Source organism: Ruegeria sp. Alg231-54 (assembly GCF_900143525.1).
Classification (GTDB): domain Bacteria; phylum Pseudomonadota; class Alphaproteobacteria; order Rhodobacterales; family Rhodobacteraceae; genus Ruegeria.
In genome coordinates this window covers 405,678-419,313 of the sequence record NZ_FREZ01000003.1, presented here as the reverse complement: position 1 = coordinate 419,313, position 13,636 = coordinate 405,678, and the positions used below count along the sequence as shown (strand labels likewise).

At 55.9% G+C, this 13,636-nt stretch carries 14 protein-coding genes and 1 pseudogene; 4 read left to right on the top strand and 11 right to left on the bottom strand.

The window, feature by feature from the left end; all coding sequences use genetic code 11:
* Positions 1-25: 25 nt before the first annotated feature.
* Complete coding sequence (locus DHN12_RS08730; RefSeq protein ID WP_108859835.1) at positions 26-976, bottom strand: MBL fold metallo-hydrolase; 951 nt, start codon at positions 974-976, stop codon at positions 26-28.
* 166 nt (positions 977-1,142) lie between these two features.
* On the opposite strand from DHN12_RS08730, the gene DHN12_RS08725 reads away from it, so the two are divergent.
* On the top strand, positions 1,143-1,325 hold the full coding sequence (locus DHN12_RS08725; protein ID WP_058278624.1) for a hypothetical protein: 183 nt from the start codon (positions 1,143-1,145) through the stop codon (positions 1,323-1,325).
* A gap of 13 nt (positions 1,326-1,338) precedes the next feature.
* Here DHN12_RS08725 and DHN12_RS08720 read toward each other — a convergent pair whose 3' ends face one another.
* The 8 genes and pseudogenes from DHN12_RS08720 to DHN12_RS08685 all read right to left on the bottom strand — a co-directional run bounded on the left by DHN12_RS08720 (position 1,339) and on the right by DHN12_RS08685 (position 9,252).
* The gene (locus DHN12_RS08720; protein ID WP_108859834.1) at positions 1,339-2,067 is read right to left on the bottom strand and encodes a metallophosphoesterase family protein; all 729 of its coding nucleotides are present in this window, start codon (positions 2,065-2,067) and stop codon (positions 1,339-1,341) included.
* A gap of 43 nt (positions 2,068-2,110) precedes the next feature.
* Positions 2,111-3,166 (bottom strand): aldolase/citrate lyase family protein, encoded by a 1,056-nt coding sequence (locus tag DHN12_RS08715; RefSeq protein WP_108859833.1) that lies wholly within the window; start codon positions 3,164-3,166, stop codon positions 2,111-2,113.
* A gap of 11 nt (positions 3,167-3,177) precedes the next feature.
* Complete coding sequence (gene hpaH, locus DHN12_RS08710; RefSeq protein WP_108859832.1) at positions 3,178-3,978, bottom strand: 2-oxo-hept-4-ene-1,7-dioate hydratase; 801 nt, start codon at positions 3,976-3,978, stop codon at positions 3,178-3,180.
* Entirely contained in the window at positions 3,975-4,829 is an 855-nt protein-coding gene (locus tag DHN12_RS08705) for a fumarylacetoacetate hydrolase family protein (RefSeq protein WP_108859831.1), read from the bottom strand. Before DHN12_RS08705 ends, hpaH begins: the two co-directional genes overlap by 4 nt.
* Positions 4,829-6,310: pseudogene (locus DHN12_RS08700) on the bottom strand (NAD-dependent succinate-semialdehyde dehydrogenase). The gene DHN12_RS08705 and the pseudogene DHN12_RS08700 overlap by 1 nt, the downstream one beginning before the upstream one ends.
* Positions 6,311-6,334: 24 nt before the next feature.
* Entirely contained in the window at positions 6,335-7,177 is an 843-nt protein-coding gene (hpaD, locus tag DHN12_RS08695) for a 3,4-dihydroxyphenylacetate 2,3-dioxygenase (RefSeq protein WP_108859830.1), read from the bottom strand.
* A gap of 164 nt (positions 7,178-7,341) precedes the next feature.
* The gene (gene hpaE / locus DHN12_RS08690) at positions 7,342-8,850 is read right to left on the bottom strand and encodes a 5-carboxymethyl-2-hydroxymuconate semialdehyde dehydrogenase (protein WP_108859829.1); all 1,509 of its coding nucleotides are present in this window, start codon (positions 8,848-8,850) and stop codon (positions 7,342-7,344) included.
* A gap of 3 nt (positions 8,851-8,853) precedes the next feature.
* Positions 8,854-9,252, bottom strand: a complete 399-nt coding sequence (locus tag DHN12_RS08685; protein ID WP_108859828.1) for a 5-carboxymethyl-2-hydroxymuconate Delta-isomerase — start codon at positions 9,250-9,252, stop codon at positions 8,854-8,856.
* Positions 9,253-9,358: 106 nt separating this feature from the next.
* On the opposite strand from DHN12_RS08685, the gene hpaR reads away from it, so the two are divergent.
* Complete coding sequence (hpaR, locus tag DHN12_RS08680; RefSeq protein ID WP_108859827.1) at positions 9,359-9,799, top strand: homoprotocatechuate degradation operon regulator HpaR; 441 nt, start codon at positions 9,359-9,361, stop codon at positions 9,797-9,799.
* 33 nt (positions 9,800-9,832) lie between these two features.
* On the opposite strand, the gene DHN12_RS08675 is transcribed toward hpaR, so the two are convergent.
* Both DHN12_RS08675 and DHN12_RS08670 read right to left on the bottom strand, forming a co-directional pair.
* Positions 9,833-11,185, bottom strand: a complete 1,353-nt coding sequence (locus DHN12_RS08675) for an aminotransferase class III-fold pyridoxal phosphate-dependent enzyme (protein WP_108859826.1) — start codon at positions 11,183-11,185, stop codon at positions 9,833-9,835.
* A 35-nt stretch (positions 11,186-11,220) separates the two neighbouring features.
* Entirely contained in the window at positions 11,221-12,000 is a 780-nt protein-coding gene (locus tag DHN12_RS08670; protein ID WP_108859825.1) for an IclR family transcriptional regulator, read from the bottom strand.
* 108 nt (positions 12,001-12,108) lie between these two features.
* Here DHN12_RS08670 and DHN12_RS08665 point away from each other — a divergent pair, with 108 nt between their 5' ends.
* Together DHN12_RS08665 and DHN12_RS08660 are read left to right on the top strand one after the other, a co-directional pair.
* Positions 12,109-13,038: a tripartite tricarboxylate transporter substrate binding protein gene (locus DHN12_RS08665; RefSeq protein ID WP_058274540.1), complete on the top strand. Its 930-nt coding sequence runs from the start codon at positions 12,109-12,111 to the stop codon at positions 13,036-13,038.
* Positions 13,039-13,094: 56 nt separating this feature from the next.
* Positions 13,095-13,631: a tripartite tricarboxylate transporter TctB family protein gene (locus DHN12_RS08660; RefSeq protein WP_108859824.1), complete on the top strand. Its 537-nt coding sequence runs from the start codon at positions 13,095-13,097 to the stop codon at positions 13,629-13,631.
* Positions 13,632-13,636: the final 5 nt, after the last annotated feature.

Sequence of the window (13,636 nt, the reverse complement as noted above, 5' to 3'; positions counted from 1 at the left end):
TGGAAAATCCCCTCCCTTCAGGCGTTCAGCCTTGCAGTTGCTCCCACATTTCCAGATCCCGCTGCGCCGTCCAGATACGTGGTGTGTCGATGCCGCGGGCTTCGTCATAGGCGCGCGCAACATTGAACGGCAGGCAGTGTTCGTAGATCGCGTAGTCAGCGAATTTCGGGTCGCATGCGTCACGTACAGCGTCCCAGGCATCTTTCAGGGTGCCGCCGCTAGCGGCGACACGAGCGGCCGGGCGATAGGTGCTTTGGACAAAATCCCGGGTGGACTCAATTGCTGCTTCAACCATGTCTTTTCCGAGCAGAGCATCACCGCGGCCGGGCGCGATAGCATCGACGTCAAATGCGCCGATATTGTCCAGAGTGCCACCCCAATCGTTGAAATGGCCGTCGCCGCAATAGCAGGCCGAGTGGTACTCGACGATGTCACCGGTAAACATGACGTTCTGATCGGGGACGTGAATGACGATGTCACCGGCAGTATGGGCGCGACCAAGATGCATTAGATCGACGCGCCGGTTGCCGAGGTATACACTCATGCGATCCTTGAAGGTCGTGGTGGGCCAGGTCAGTCCGGGAATGCTTTCATGGCCTTCGAACAGACGTGGAAAACGCTGAAACTCACTGTCCCAATCTTCCTGACCGCGTTCGACAACCTGCGCTCGGGTTGTTTCGGACATGAGAACCTGATCTGCGCCATACGCTGAAGCGCCTAGAACGCGAACCGCGTGATAGTGAGTTAGCGCCAGATGTGTGATCGGTTTGTCGGTAACTTCTCTGACCTTCTCAATCACCTTGCCAGCCAGACGTGGCGTGGCCTGCGCCTCGACAATCATGACACTATCATCGCCGATGATCACGCCGGAATTGGGATCACCTTCAGCAGTAAAGGCCCAAAGCCCTTCACCCACTTCGGTGAAGCTAACCGTCTTTTCACCCAAATCTCCCTGAGATGCGAATGCCTTAGCCATTGTGTTCTCCCGAAGTATGTCGCTCGCGTGACTCGTTTTGTTTCATTTGCAACGAATATCGTTACATATGAAACTAAAGTCAATGCCGTTTCGTTTGGAGTCACGTGTTTGAACTATTGTTGCTGAGTGCATTCGAAGATTTTTCCGAAGTTGCCGGCGTAGAAAAATGTTGTCCATTCCAGCTATTATTGCCGCCAATCCTGCCGACCGCCGTAAAGAACTGCTGTTCCAAAAAACGTCTGATGGACCCAATGTGGTGGTTCAAGGCTTAGCGATGACGGCGATCATGGTTGAGAAGCTTTTTAAAAAAGAAACGACATCGGCGACGCCACATTTTTACGCCATGTGAGTCAGAGTCTGTCTCAGTGGGTCACAAGTCTACGCCCACCAGCATCCAGTACCCAACACGTGGTGCCTTCGAACACGGCGGCGGTCAGGGCTTGGCCATAGCCTGCTCCTGTATCCAGATTGATACGGTTTCCATGATGTTCAGGTGCGGCCACGTGGCTGTGGCCGTGGACAACCAACCATGGATGTGGATCTTTATGGTTCAGGAATTCCTCACGAATCCATATCAGATCGTCGTGGTCTTGCTGCTCCAGTTTCACCCCGGGTCGAATACCTGCATGCACGAACAGCAATGCGCCGTCCTGATGGAACGGTTTTAGCCCGTTCAGAAAATCGATATGAGCCTGAGGGACGGCCTGTTTGGCTTTGGCGTGAACTTGATAGATTCTGTCCACGTTGGTGGCTTCAACCCCATAGGACCGCAGCGTTTCGATCCCGCCGATCCGAGGATGAAGCCAGTGATACCCGACCAGCAGGCGCGCATCATTGCGCGGATAGTCCTCCAGAAACATTGCGCACATCTGGTCATGATTGCCACGTAGAAAGACCCAGTTCTTACCGTCGGCGTTCCCTCGGACCAGCAGATCCAAAACCCCGCAACTTTGCGCACCCCTGTCCGTATAATCGCCAAGAAACACGATCTTGGCGTCTGGCCCTCCATCCCGTTCGATCCGGTCCAGTGCGTCTTCAAGCATCCCCAGTTGGCCATGGATATCGCCAATTACATAAACCGGATCTGACATGAGTGTTCCTTGTAGTCGTCTTCAGGCGGTAGTTGATTTGGGATCAGCCCACCCAGTCAATGCTAATGTCTTCGCGAAAAGCAAACCGTACCAGATGCGCTTCGATGACTTCCTGCCAGCGGGTCAGATCTCCGCGAGGGCCGGTTTCAGCCGTCAGCGAAAGGCTGGATTCACCTGCGACCAAGGTCAGCCGGTTTCCGCCCGGAAATTCCACGCTGCCGTGGGTGTCGTCGAAAGCCACCTGGGCCTTGTGGGACCAGTGCTTGCACAATTGCTGCAGGTACTTGCTGGCCGCTTCCGTTTGGGCAACACCCGAAACGCTTTGGTTAGGTAGCAACGCCAAGGCTTCATCGGCAGCCCGGCGCACCGCCTGCGCGAACAAAGTAACGTCGATGTTTGTGGCCAGGAAGGTCGCCCCCAGATCCAGACATTTACGCTGCATGGCCGGATCAAGTGTCAGTATCCCGGCAAATTTGCCTGCCGCGACGACCCGAGTTATCGCGTCCAAAACGGCCTCGACCACTTCTGTATGACCAACATCACCGATATGGCCCATGTCAGCGGCCAGATCGGAGGGACCGAGAAAGACCCCATCAACGTCAGAGGCAAGAATATCGTCTAGTGCCTCTAACCCGGCGCGGTTTTCCACCTGAACAAGCAGGCAGATCTGTTCATCAGCCGTTTTCAGATAGTCCGGGATCGCCGCAAAGCGCGAAGCCCTGGCCAACGCTGATCCCACGCCCCGAACTCCGTGGGGCGGGTATCGCACCGCCCGTACCAAATCCCGCGCCTGATCTCCGCTTTCGACCATCGGCACCAGAATATTCTGAACGCCGGCATCGAGGTATTGCTTGATCATCCAGGTTTCACCTATCGGCAAGCGTGCGACCGGTTGGCTGCCGCTTCCTTCGATGACCCGCACCTGTTCCAGGATTGAGCGAAGATCGTTTGGGGCGTGCTCTCCGTCAACAAGCAACCAGTCGAACTGGGACGTGGCCGCGATTTCAGCGGCATAGGTGTCCGCCATTCCAATCCAGCAGCCAACCTGCGGTTGACCAGCCTGCAGCGCGGCCTTGAAAGCGTTTAGTGGCGCGGGCATCCCGGCCTCCTTCAGGCAAAGTTGATATCGACCGAGCCAAATGGTCCGAAATCAGCATGGATTTCGGTGCTCGGCGGGCATTCGACGGGTCGAATAAAACTACCAGACAAGATCACCTGGCCCGGTTCTATCCTCTGGTCGTACTGCGCCATGCGACGGGCCAGCCAGACGACGCTTTCGACTGGGTCGTTCAAAACACCCGCGCCCAGACCGGTTTCCTCGATCTCACCATTGCGGAAGGTCAGTGCCCCGACCCAACGCAAATCACATGCATCTATCGAATGACGTTCGGGGCCCAACACGATGCCGGCATTGGCGGCGTTGTCGCTGATTGTGTCATAGACGGTACGTGTTTGTCCGGTCGCGGGGTCGACACGCTGAATACGCGTGTCGAGGATTTCAATCGAAGGCGCGACGTAATCCGTGGCGGCAATGATGTCGTCACGGGTGACGTTCTCTCCGCCTACAGCAGATTTCATGACAAAAGCAATCTCGGCCTCGATCCGGGGCTGGATGAACCGGCCCGCAGGAACGGTTTCGCCGTGATCGAACTTCATATCATCGAACAAAATTCCGCTGTCGGGGATGTCGATATTCAGCGCATATTGCATCGCTTTCGAGGTCAACCCGATTTTCCAGCCGATCACCTTGCGGCCTTCGGCCAATTTTTGTCGATAAATGGCGTTCTGCACCTCATAGGCGTCGCTCATTCCCATTTCGGGATGGCGCAGTGTCAAAAGGCCAATCTGTTCGTGCGAGCATTCAGCTTGCAATAAGTCGGCTGCGGCACGGGCATGATCTTCGGGGGTCATACCTGTTCGTCCTCGACTGTGTTGCGCAGCGTTCCAATGCCCTCGACTGAGATTTCCACTACGTCACCCGGTGCCAGGTACTTCGGTGGATCAAACCGCGCGCCCGCACCCGTCGGGGTGCCGGTGACGATGATGTCACCGGGCAGAAGCGTCATGAAGGTCGAGATATATTCGATCTCGCGCCGGATCGGGAACATCATGCGATTCAGCGTATCGTCCTGACGCAACTCACCATTCACATGGGTCTGAATTCGGGCATCGTCCAACTGGGCCGCGTCGGTGAATGGCACTAGCCACGGACCGATGGCACCGGAATTGTCCCAGTTCTTTCCCTGTGTGACGTTGAACTTGGCATGGCGGACCCAGTCGCGGATTGTGCCTTCGTTACATAAAGTCAGGGCTGCGATGTGGTCATAGGCATCTACCTGCGAAATTCGCCGACCGGATTTGCCAATCACGATAACGACCTCGCCCTCGTAATCCAGCGTGTGGTTTTCCGGAGGACGGATCAGCGGGCGGTCGTGCCCGGTGAAACCGCTGGCAAAGCGCGGAAACAACGACATGTATTTCGGCTGTTTGCTGCCGTCTTTGTATTCCGCGTTGCGGTCGGGAAAGTTCACCCCGACGCAGAGGATGCGGCGGACATCTGGCATCACCATTTCGTAAGTGAATTTTTTGTGGGTCACTTCGCGGCCTGCTGAGGCCTCGGTCAACTTTTCAAACGCGCCCGCGGCGATCACCTCGTAAAGGCTGGCCTGATCGGGAAAGGCGTCGTTCAGCGCAATTGCACCGTCATTGGTGATCGCGCCGAAAAAAGTTGCTCCGTTTGCGGTGAAAGTTGAAAAGCGCATCAGGCCTCCTCGGCGGCGTCAATGCCACCCATGCACAAGTATTTGAGTTCCATGAAGTCATCCAGCCCATGGCGCGACCCCTCGCGCCCCAGACCTGACATCTTAACGCCTCCAAAGGGCGCTTCGGCAGTTGAGATCAGGCCGGTGTTGATCCCGACCATGCCATATTCCAATGCTTGGGACACGCGCCAGACACGGGCCATGTCGCGCGAATAGAAATACGAAGCGAGGCCGAATTCGGTATCATTGGCGGCTGCGATAACTTCGCTTTCCCTGTCGAATTTGAACAAAGGCGCGACTGGGCCGAAGGTTTCCTCGGTCGCCACCGCCATGTCTGCGGTCACGCCAGTCAGGATGGTCGGCTCGAAAAAAGTGCCGCCAAGGGCGTGCGGCTTGCCGCCCAGTGTGACTGTTGCACCCTTGGCGGTTGCGTCTTTGATATGCTCAGACACTTTCGCGACTGCGGCTTGATCGATTAGTGGGCCAAAGACGGTGCCCTCGTCAAAGCCGTTTCCAGTCGGCAGTTTTGCGACCTTAGCGGCCAGTTTTTCGGCGAACGTGTCGTTGATCCCAGACTGGACATAGATGCGGTTGGCGCAGACGCAAGTCTGGCCGTTGTTTCGGAACTTGGCGATCACTGCCCCTTCGACTGCCGCGTCCAGATCTGCGTCGTCAAACACGATGAACGGCGCGTTGCCGCCCAATTCTAAACCTAGTTTCTTGATCGTAGGTGCGCATTGCGCATAAAGCATCGCGCCGATTTCGGTGGACCCGGTAAAGGTCAGTTTCTGCACGGTTTTGCTCGAGGTCATCTCACCTCCGATGGCGCGCGCTGATCCAGTGATGACCGAGAACAATCCCGCAGGCAACCCGGCTCGCTCGGCCAGAACTGCCAGCGCGATAGCCGAGAATGGCGTCTGGCTGGCAGGTTTGAGCACCATGGAGCAGCCTGCCGCCAGTGCCGGTCCCGCCTTTCGCGTGATCATGGCATTGGGGAAATTCCACGGCGTGATCGCGGCAACAACCCCAATCGGCTGTTTGATGGTGATGATCCGCTTATCCGGCGCGTGGCCGGGGGTGACGTCGCCATAGGCGCGGCGGGCCTCTTCAGCGAACCATTCGATGAAGCTGGCGCCATAAGCGATTTCACCCTTGGCCTCAGCCCACGGCTTGCCCTGCTTGGCGGTTAGGATAGTGCCAAGATCATCCTGGTTTTCGATCATCAGCTCCTACCAGCGGCGCAGGATTTGACTGCGGTCCTTCGCTGTGCGCTTGGCCCAGCCCTTCTGTGCACGGTGCGCTTCGGCGATTGCTTCGGCCGTTTCGGCCGCCCCAAGATTTGGGACTCGTCCGATTAGATCACCAGTTGCCGGGTTGGTCACTTCCAGAGTGGCGGATACCTCAGTGGCACCGACCCATTTGGAGCCAACCCGCGCCGCTTCGATAAGCAACGTGGGGTCGTTGAGACGTAAGTCTGTCATTTGCAGGATTCCCGTGTCTCGGCCTCAGACCGAAAAGCTGATATTTGCCTGACCCGTTCCGGAACTACCGAAATACGGGGTGTAGATGTCGATCTCGCCTTTGTAACTGCCCCATCCCAACGCACCGAACAGCAGGGCAGTGTCGTTCATCGCACACTCGCCCGTACATTTTTTGGCGTAGTCAGGCAAAAGGTCCAGGAACTCTTCGAAACGGCCCTGCTGCCACAATTCGAGAACGCGCATATCCATCTGGCGGTTGAACTCGCCATTCACTGCGTTCAGACCTTCGACAGAGCGCTCATTCGGCGTGAAGTCATGACTTAGAGACCCGGAGGCCAGAATCGAAACATTGCGGTTCGAACGCCGGATGCCTTCGGCGATGGCTTCACCCCAAACGCGGTTCTCGGCGATAGACGAGAACTGGTTGACCGCAACTGGCAGCACCCGGGCATTCACACCTTCATTGATGAAATGCATAGGCAAAAGGGTACCGTACTCCATTCCCATGTCGGGATGCGAATGACCCAGAGCCCGTTCCCCACGCTCTCTCAGAACGTCGAGGATGGTTTCACCAAGTTCGTGATCACCGCGGTAATCGAACTCCATATCCGCCAGCATGTGCGGCAGTTCGTGGCTGATGAATCGGCCCTTGTGGCGCTCTTTTGTGTTCAGGTGAAAACCCTGATTGGTGATCCAATGTGTATCGAATACGATGAAGGTGTCGACATCGCGGTCAATCGCGTCCTGCCGCAGACGCGCGTAACCATCTATCGCAGGTTGCCGGATACCTTTGTATTTCGGCATCGTGTGGGACATCCAGATGCTGGGCACATGTGTGATCTTAGCAGCCTGTACAATCTTTCCCATGACAGTTCCTCCTCATATAAGGTGGCGTCTGACCGCTTTGTAAGGGAGAGCGGACGACCAGACGTCGTTTGGTCCGACTCTCAAAGAGTTCATGGACCATAGATGTGCGCACGTATTCTATCTTTTTACGAGCGGCACCTTGACCAGACGTCGCTCGGAAGGCGTTACTTTCCCAACTGCATAATCTTGTGCTGACCAGTGGCAAAGCCCACGTGTTTCTGCTCCATATAGAAGTCAAAGCTCCAATCACCGCCGTCGCGACCGATACCTGACGCCTTTACCCCGCCAAAGGGCGTGTGCAGGTGGCGAACATTTTCCGAGTTCACCCAGATCATCCCAGCTTCCAACTTATCGGTAAAGCGCAGGGCGCGTGTAAGGTCGTTGGTCCAGACATAGCCGGTTAACCCATAGGGCGTGTCATTGGCGATATGCAGCGCTTCTTCTTCGGTCGAGAATGGAATGGAAGTTAGCACGGGGCCAAATATTTCCTCTCGCGCGATGCGCATGTTGTTGTTGGCATTGGTAAACAATGTCGGGCGTACGAAAAATCCGACATCACCAACCTTGACCCCACCGGCCGCGACGGTCGCACCATCCTCTTTGGCGATGTCAAAGTATGAGGTCACCTTGTTGTAATGCTCCTCAGTGACTAGCGGGCCGATCTCGGTCGCAGGGTCCAGGGGGTGCCCGACCTTGATGTTGTTCACACGCTCGACCAGTTTGGCCTCGAATTCTTCCTTGATAGTGTCCTGCACCAGCAGCCGCGAGGACGAGGTGCAGCGTTCACCGTTGATCGAGTAGATCATGAAGATCACCGCATCCAGAGCCCGGTCCAGATCGGCGTCATCAAACACGATAACGGGGTTCTTGCCGCCCAGTTCCAAGTGCATCCGCTTGAGCGTATCGGCACCCTGCTTTGTGATGATGCTGCCTGTCCGGCTTTCTCCGACAAAAGCGATGGCTTTGATCAAGGGGTGCTCTGTCAACGCCTTACCGGCATCAGGGCCAAAACCGTTCACGGTATTCAGCACGCCCTTGGGCAAACCCGCTTCTTCGGCGATTTCCACCAACAGGCGGGCGGACAAAGGCGAGTCTTCGGCTGGCTTGTGGACCACGGTGCAGCCCGCGGCCAGAGCGGGCGCGATTTTCCACGTCGACAGCATGAAGGGCGTGTTCCACGGAGTGATCACACCAACCGGGCCGATAGGTACACGGGTGGTGATATTCATCAACGTCGGCGATTTCAGGTGCTGCCCGTCGCGAGCCTGCACGACCTGATCCGCAAAGTAGCGAAAATTCTCGGCACCGCGCAGCGCCGCCTTGGACATGAATCGCAGTGTTTGGCCGGTATCCCAACATTCACACAGCGCGATTTCTTCGGCCCGGGATTCGATGGCGTCGGCAACGTTTAGCAGGATCCGGCGGCGTTCGGTGGCGGGCATGTCGCGCCATTCAGTAAAGGCAGCATGGGCCGCTTTGACCGCCGCGTCGATATCGTCGGACGTACCGTGCGCAACGTTGCAGATTACTGATTTGTCCACCGGAGAGGTGGATTGGAAAACGCCCGCTGCGCCATCCCGGTCTTCGCCTGCGATACGGTTCTTGATGCCCGTTTCTTTGAACCGGGCCAGAAAGCCTGCCAGTTTCTCGATATTCGTATCCGGTACGCTCATGTGTCAGGTCTCCTGCTTTGTCGCAGCCAAATGATTCCGGATTGTGCCGGTCTTGGGCGAAAGGTCTGGGTCGATGTCACGCATCTCTAGTGAAAGTGCGATAGAGTGTTTCGAGAAGGCCTGTTCCAGATACGCCTCAACCGCATCAAAGATACGTTGTGTTGCGTTCTTCTTAACGTCGTCAGGACGGCCAGCGCGCAGGCGGATTGAGATGTCCACAAAGCCATGCTTGGGATCTCCATCCGCAATGGCAAAATAGTCAACACGCGTGGCGCGGACGCGAATTCCCGGCATTGGAAAAGCCTCAATCCCCGCAGCGGTGTCTCGTATGCATTCGCACAAGCCACCGATGTCGACCCGATCGTCCAGATTGCCGGAGTATTCGACGTGGAAGTGTGGCATGAGCTCTCCTTTACTACTTAACATGTTTAGTAAATTGTATCGCGACCGTCAAGAACTTGCTTTGTTAATCTTTGCATTTCCTGAAATGGCGTTCTAGAAGGCTGGAATGAACCGACAAAGCCATACCACGAGAACCTCTCGCGCTCTTCCGATCGCCCTGCTACGCGCACGCGAAACCGTTATGGCCCCAATTCGGGATATGCTGCAGGGGATACAGCTGACCGAGCAAAAGTGGCGTATCCTTCGTGTTCTGGACGAAATGGGCGAAGTGGAACAAAGCACTATTGCAAATGAGGCCTGCCTTTTGCTGCCCAGCCTGACGCGAATTCTACGCGCGATGGAGAATGATGGGCAGATATCCCGCCGTCAGGGCAGCACGGATAAGCGTCGCACCATGGTGAAGATCACCGATGAGGGGCGTCAAATTCTTGAAGAGAACCTTGCGACCTCGCTGGCGATTCACAATACAATCGAGGCACAAATGGGACAGGAAAAAATCGACAACCTTCTGGATCTACTTGAGGAATTGCAGGCCGTAAAGGTTTGACCCCGACCTTGAAGGCCGGGGCCAGTGTGATCACTACAGGCTCGCTAGTCCTGTATCCAGGGCTGACAGGATCTTGGCTACGTCATCAGACGTGATGACCAGCGGCGGAGACAATATGATGTTGTTTCCAGATACACGGACCATCACGCCATCTTCATAAGTAGCTTTTTGAACCTGCAGCGGAAGATGTTTGGCGATTGGTGCCTTGGTCGCACGGTCCGAAACCAGCTCGAGCGCGCACATTAGACCTTCACCCCCTCGCACGTCACCGACTACGTCGTATTTGTCGGCCAGTTTTTTCAACCCGGCAAACAACTCATCCCCCCGTGCAGCTGCGTTTTCCCAAACTCGCAGGCGGTTGATCTCGGCAAGCGTGGCCAAGGCTGCGGCCGCGCCAACCGGGTGCCCGGAATAGGTGTAGCCCTGATCGACAGAAGCTCTGCCGGTAGTGTCGCTTTCGAACACCTCCGCAACCGCGCCAGAGATCATTGCCGCGCCGAATGGGAAATAGCCGTTTGTGATGGCTTTGGCCGTTGTCATGATATCGGGCTGCACCTCCCAATGTCGCGCGCCACTTTCGCTGCCTGTACGCCCAAAGGCAGTAATGATCTCGTCCGAAATCAGCAGAATTCCGTGCTTCGAGCAGACTTCACGCACCATGGGCATGAAGCTCTTGTGCGGCGGGATCACTCCACCTGCGCCCAAGATTGGCTCCATGATGAATGCGGCGACGGTGTTTGCACCCTGGAATGCGATTTCGGCCTCCAGCGCTTTTACGCAAAGCTGCGCAAGACGCTCGGGGTCCGTCTCATCGAACGGATTGCGATAGGTCCAGGGCGCGGGCACGTGGAAACATCCCGGCATCATCGGCTCATAAGCCGCGCGGAACTTCTGATTGCCATTGACCGAGGCAGCCGCGAAATGGGTGCCGTGATAGCCCTGTTTCAGGCTGATGAACTTGGTACGGCCAGCCTCGCCGCGTACTTTGTGATACTGGCGCGCCAGTTTCAGCGCGATCTCAACCGAATCCGATCCACCCGAAGTAAAGAATGCACGGGTCAATCCGTCAGGCGCAAAGAACTGAGCCAACTCGTAGGACAGTTCGATCGCCTTGTCGTTGCTGGTGCCGCGAAAGGTTGAATAATAGGGCAGCGCGTTCAGCTGATTGGTGATGGCCTGCTTCACAGGATCACAGGAATAGCCCAGATTGACGTTCCACAAGCCACCTACTGCATCCAACGCCTTGTGGCCATCCACATCAATGATGCTGACCCTTTCACCGCCGGTCAGAATGGTCGGCGGGTTTTTCTGGCTGTCGGCCGGGTGCGCCATTGGTTGCCAGAAATGTCGGGCGTTGTTTTCTTTCAGAAAGTTGGAGTCTTTCATGTAGCGTGTCTCCGGAGATTTAGTCCGCCCGTCAATCATGGGTGGAATTCGGTTGGAAAAGTTTCGGGCATCTGGCCGCCAAAGTTTGCGGTCAGGTCTTTCGAAAGAGTGTGGAGTGAGGTCAAAATCAGCGGCTGCCGCGCGCTGGTTGCACGAATTTCGGGAACGGCAATCGCAATGGTTCCAATCGCGATCTGATCAATACCGAAGATAGGCGCCGCATATCCGAAGACACCATCTTCAAAGCTGCCATTACTATTGGCCCAGCCCGCCTGGCCGATTTGTGCAACCCGGTCACGAATAATCTTTGGGTCTGTCATTGTTGCCTCGGTAAATCGGGTGAGTGTGTCGGATTCCAAGCGTTCCAGAAGGAAAGCGGGACCGAAACTCAGCATACACAATCCCGAAGCAGTCGCGTTAACCGGAATAATTTCGCTAGGGTCGAGACTTACGCGAACGCTGTGCTGCGTGGTTTCAACCACCAACGCGGTTTGTAGAGTGTCTTTCTCAAGCAGCGTAAGGTGCAGACTCTCGCCAACCTCATGCATCGCGGCCTGCATTTTCTGGCGTGCACCATCAAGGCCCGGCTTGGCAATTTCGCGCAGGGCGGCCAACCGTAGAGCAGCTGGTCCGATGGCATATGATTTCGTCTGCGGATTCTGCTCGATCAGGCCGAACTCTTCCAGTGCCCGTAAGTGGCGGAGGGCGGTCGCCTTGTTCAAACCAGCCAGGCGCGCAATGTGACTCAGCCCGATTTCCGGCTGAGAGCTTGAAAAGTACTCTAGCATTTTCAAGGCATTAAGTGCGGTGCCCATGTGTTTTGCCTCCTCCTGGTCAGGTAATACTTGACAGAATTAACTTAACAACGCAACATTATTATTGTTAACGCGGTTCATTTGTTGAACCACTAACGGGAGGTGTCAATGAAGAAATTTCTAGCAACCGCCGCATTTGTAGCGTCAGCAACCGCTGCACTGGCAGAGTATCCAGAGAAACCGGTAACCTTCGTGGTTCCATGGCCTCCGGGCGATCTTGAGGACGTGCTGACGCGAATGATCGCGGACGAATTTCAAGCCATGTACGACGTCCCGGCCGCGGTCGTGAACAAGCCTGGCGGCGGCGGCGGTCCGTTCCCAGGTGCAGTCGAAGTCGCCACCGCCCCGGCGGACGGATACACTATTGGTTCTTTCGTCATTGGCGTTCCCGTCATTGGACCGGAAATCGGTATCCCTGAACTGAACCCGAACCCGTTTGATCCGATCGGTATTTTTCTGACTTACCCATTCGTAATCGCATCCAGCAAGGATGCGCCGTTCTCGAACTGGGAAGAACTGGCAGAACACGGCAAGGACAACGATTTGGCGCTTGGTCATTTCGGCTCGGTCTTGCCGCCCACGCAGGTCACCTTTGCTGCTGCTGTAAGCAGCGGATTTGATTTTGCAAGTGAAGCAGCCTTTGACGCGTTGGATTGCAACACGTTGGCATCGGGTGATGTGGACGTCATCAATACCACGTTGCAACTTGTTCTACCTTGTTTGGACGACGTGAATATTCTGGCGAGCATTGGTGGCGAGCGGATTTCGCTGATCCCCGATACGCCGACGATCGTCGAGCTCAACCCGGATCTGCCGCTGGCATTGTGGAACGGCCTGTTCGTTCACAAGGATACTCCACCCGAGGCACGCGAAAAAATCACTGCAGCAGCACAAAAGGCGGTGCAGTCGGACAAGGCCAAGCAGCTTGCTGAGGAAACCGGTGCTTTGATCTACTGGCAGGACCCAGACGCATCCAACGCTCAGATTGAGCAAGACAAATCCTCTTTCGCTAAGATTGAAGAAATTCTGGGCGAGTAAGATCCAGATTGGGCGTGGGGCACAGCCTCACGCCTCTTTCAGGTTGGGAGGAAACGATGATTGCAAAGACTTTACAGGACATGTTCAAAAGGTATCGCCGACCCGGCGATGTCGTTTTCGCCGTACTGTTTCTGGCATTCGCGGTGTTTCTTTTGTCCCAGCTGGGTGATCAGACCAAGGTCGTCAAACGAACCAAATGGTTCGCGCAGCCGGGTCTTTGGCCCACAATTGCAATCTGGTGCATGGTGGTGTTCGGGTTTCTGCATTGGCTTAGCTCGGCCTTGTCAGACCGGATCAGTGGCCGCTGGACCGAGGTCGGGTTCTGGGTTCGCTCGTTCGAATATGTTGCCTATTTCCTGATCTATGTGCTGGTGGTTCCGCAGCTGGGATATCTGCCCTCAACCATGTTATTCGCAGTCTTCCTGACCCTTCGTGTAGGGTTTCGTGGTGCAAATGCTATCGGAATAGCTGCGTTGTTCGGCTTTGTGGTCACCATCGTTTTCCGTGGCTTTCTTCAGGTCAAAATCCCCGCCGGAGCGGTCTATGAATACCTTCCGGATTCCGTGCGCGCCTTTGCGCTGACCTATCTGTAAGGGGC

What these genes read in the sequence shown, in the direction of transcription:
- DHN12_RS08675 (WP_108859826.1), bottom strand. Translation starts at nt 11,185, where the DNA reads ATGAAAGACTCCAACTTTCTGAAAGAAAACAACGCCCGACATTTCTGG.
- DHN12_RS08725 (WP_058278624.1), top strand. Translation starts at nt 1,143, where the DNA reads ATGTTGTCCATTCCAGCTATTATTGCCGCCAATCCTGCCGACCGCCGT.
- hpaD (WP_108859830.1), bottom strand. Translation starts at nt 7,177, where the DNA reads ATGGGAAAGATTGTACAGGCTGCTAAGATCACACATGTGCCCAGCATC.
- DHN12_RS08665 (WP_058274540.1), top strand. Translation starts at nt 12,109, where the DNA reads ATGAAGAAATTTCTAGCAACCGCCGCATTTGTAGCGTCAGCAACCGCT.
- DHN12_RS08730 (WP_108859835.1), bottom strand. Translation starts at nt 976, where the DNA reads ATGGCTAAGGCATTCGCATCTCAGGGAGATTTGGGTGAAAAGACGGTT.
- DHN12_RS08670 (WP_108859825.1), bottom strand. Translation starts at nt 12,000, where the DNA reads ATGGGCACCGCACTTAATGCCTTGAAAATGCTAGAGTACTTTTCAAGC.
- hpaE (WP_108859829.1), bottom strand. Translation starts at nt 8,850, where the DNA reads ATGAGCGTACCGGATACGAATATCGAGAAACTGGCAGGCTTTCTGGCC.
- DHN12_RS08720 (WP_108859834.1), bottom strand. Translation starts at nt 2,067, where the DNA reads ATGTCAGATCCGGTTTATGTAATTGGCGATATCCATGGCCAACTGGGG.
- DHN12_RS08660 (WP_108859824.1), top strand. Translation starts at nt 13,095, where the DNA reads ATGATTGCAAAGACTTTACAGGACATGTTCAAAAGGTATCGCCGACCC.
- DHN12_RS08705 (WP_108859831.1), bottom strand. Translation starts at nt 4,829, where the DNA reads ATGCGCTTTTCAACTTTCACCGCAAACGGAGCAACTTTTTTCGGCGCG.
- hpaH (WP_108859832.1), bottom strand. Translation starts at nt 3,978, where the DNA reads ATGACCCCCGAAGATCATGCCCGTGCCGCAGCCGACTTATTGCAAGCT.
- DHN12_RS08715 (WP_108859833.1), bottom strand. Translation starts at nt 3,166, where the DNA reads ATGCCCGCGCCACTAAACGCTTTCAAGGCCGCGCTGCAGGCTGGTCAA.
- hpaR (WP_108859827.1), top strand. Translation starts at nt 9,359, where the DNA reads ATGAACCGACAAAGCCATACCACGAGAACCTCTCGCGCTCTTCCGATC.
- DHN12_RS08685 (WP_108859828.1), bottom strand. Translation starts at nt 9,252, where the DNA reads ATGCCACACTTCCACGTCGAATACTCCGGCAATCTGGACGATCGGGTC.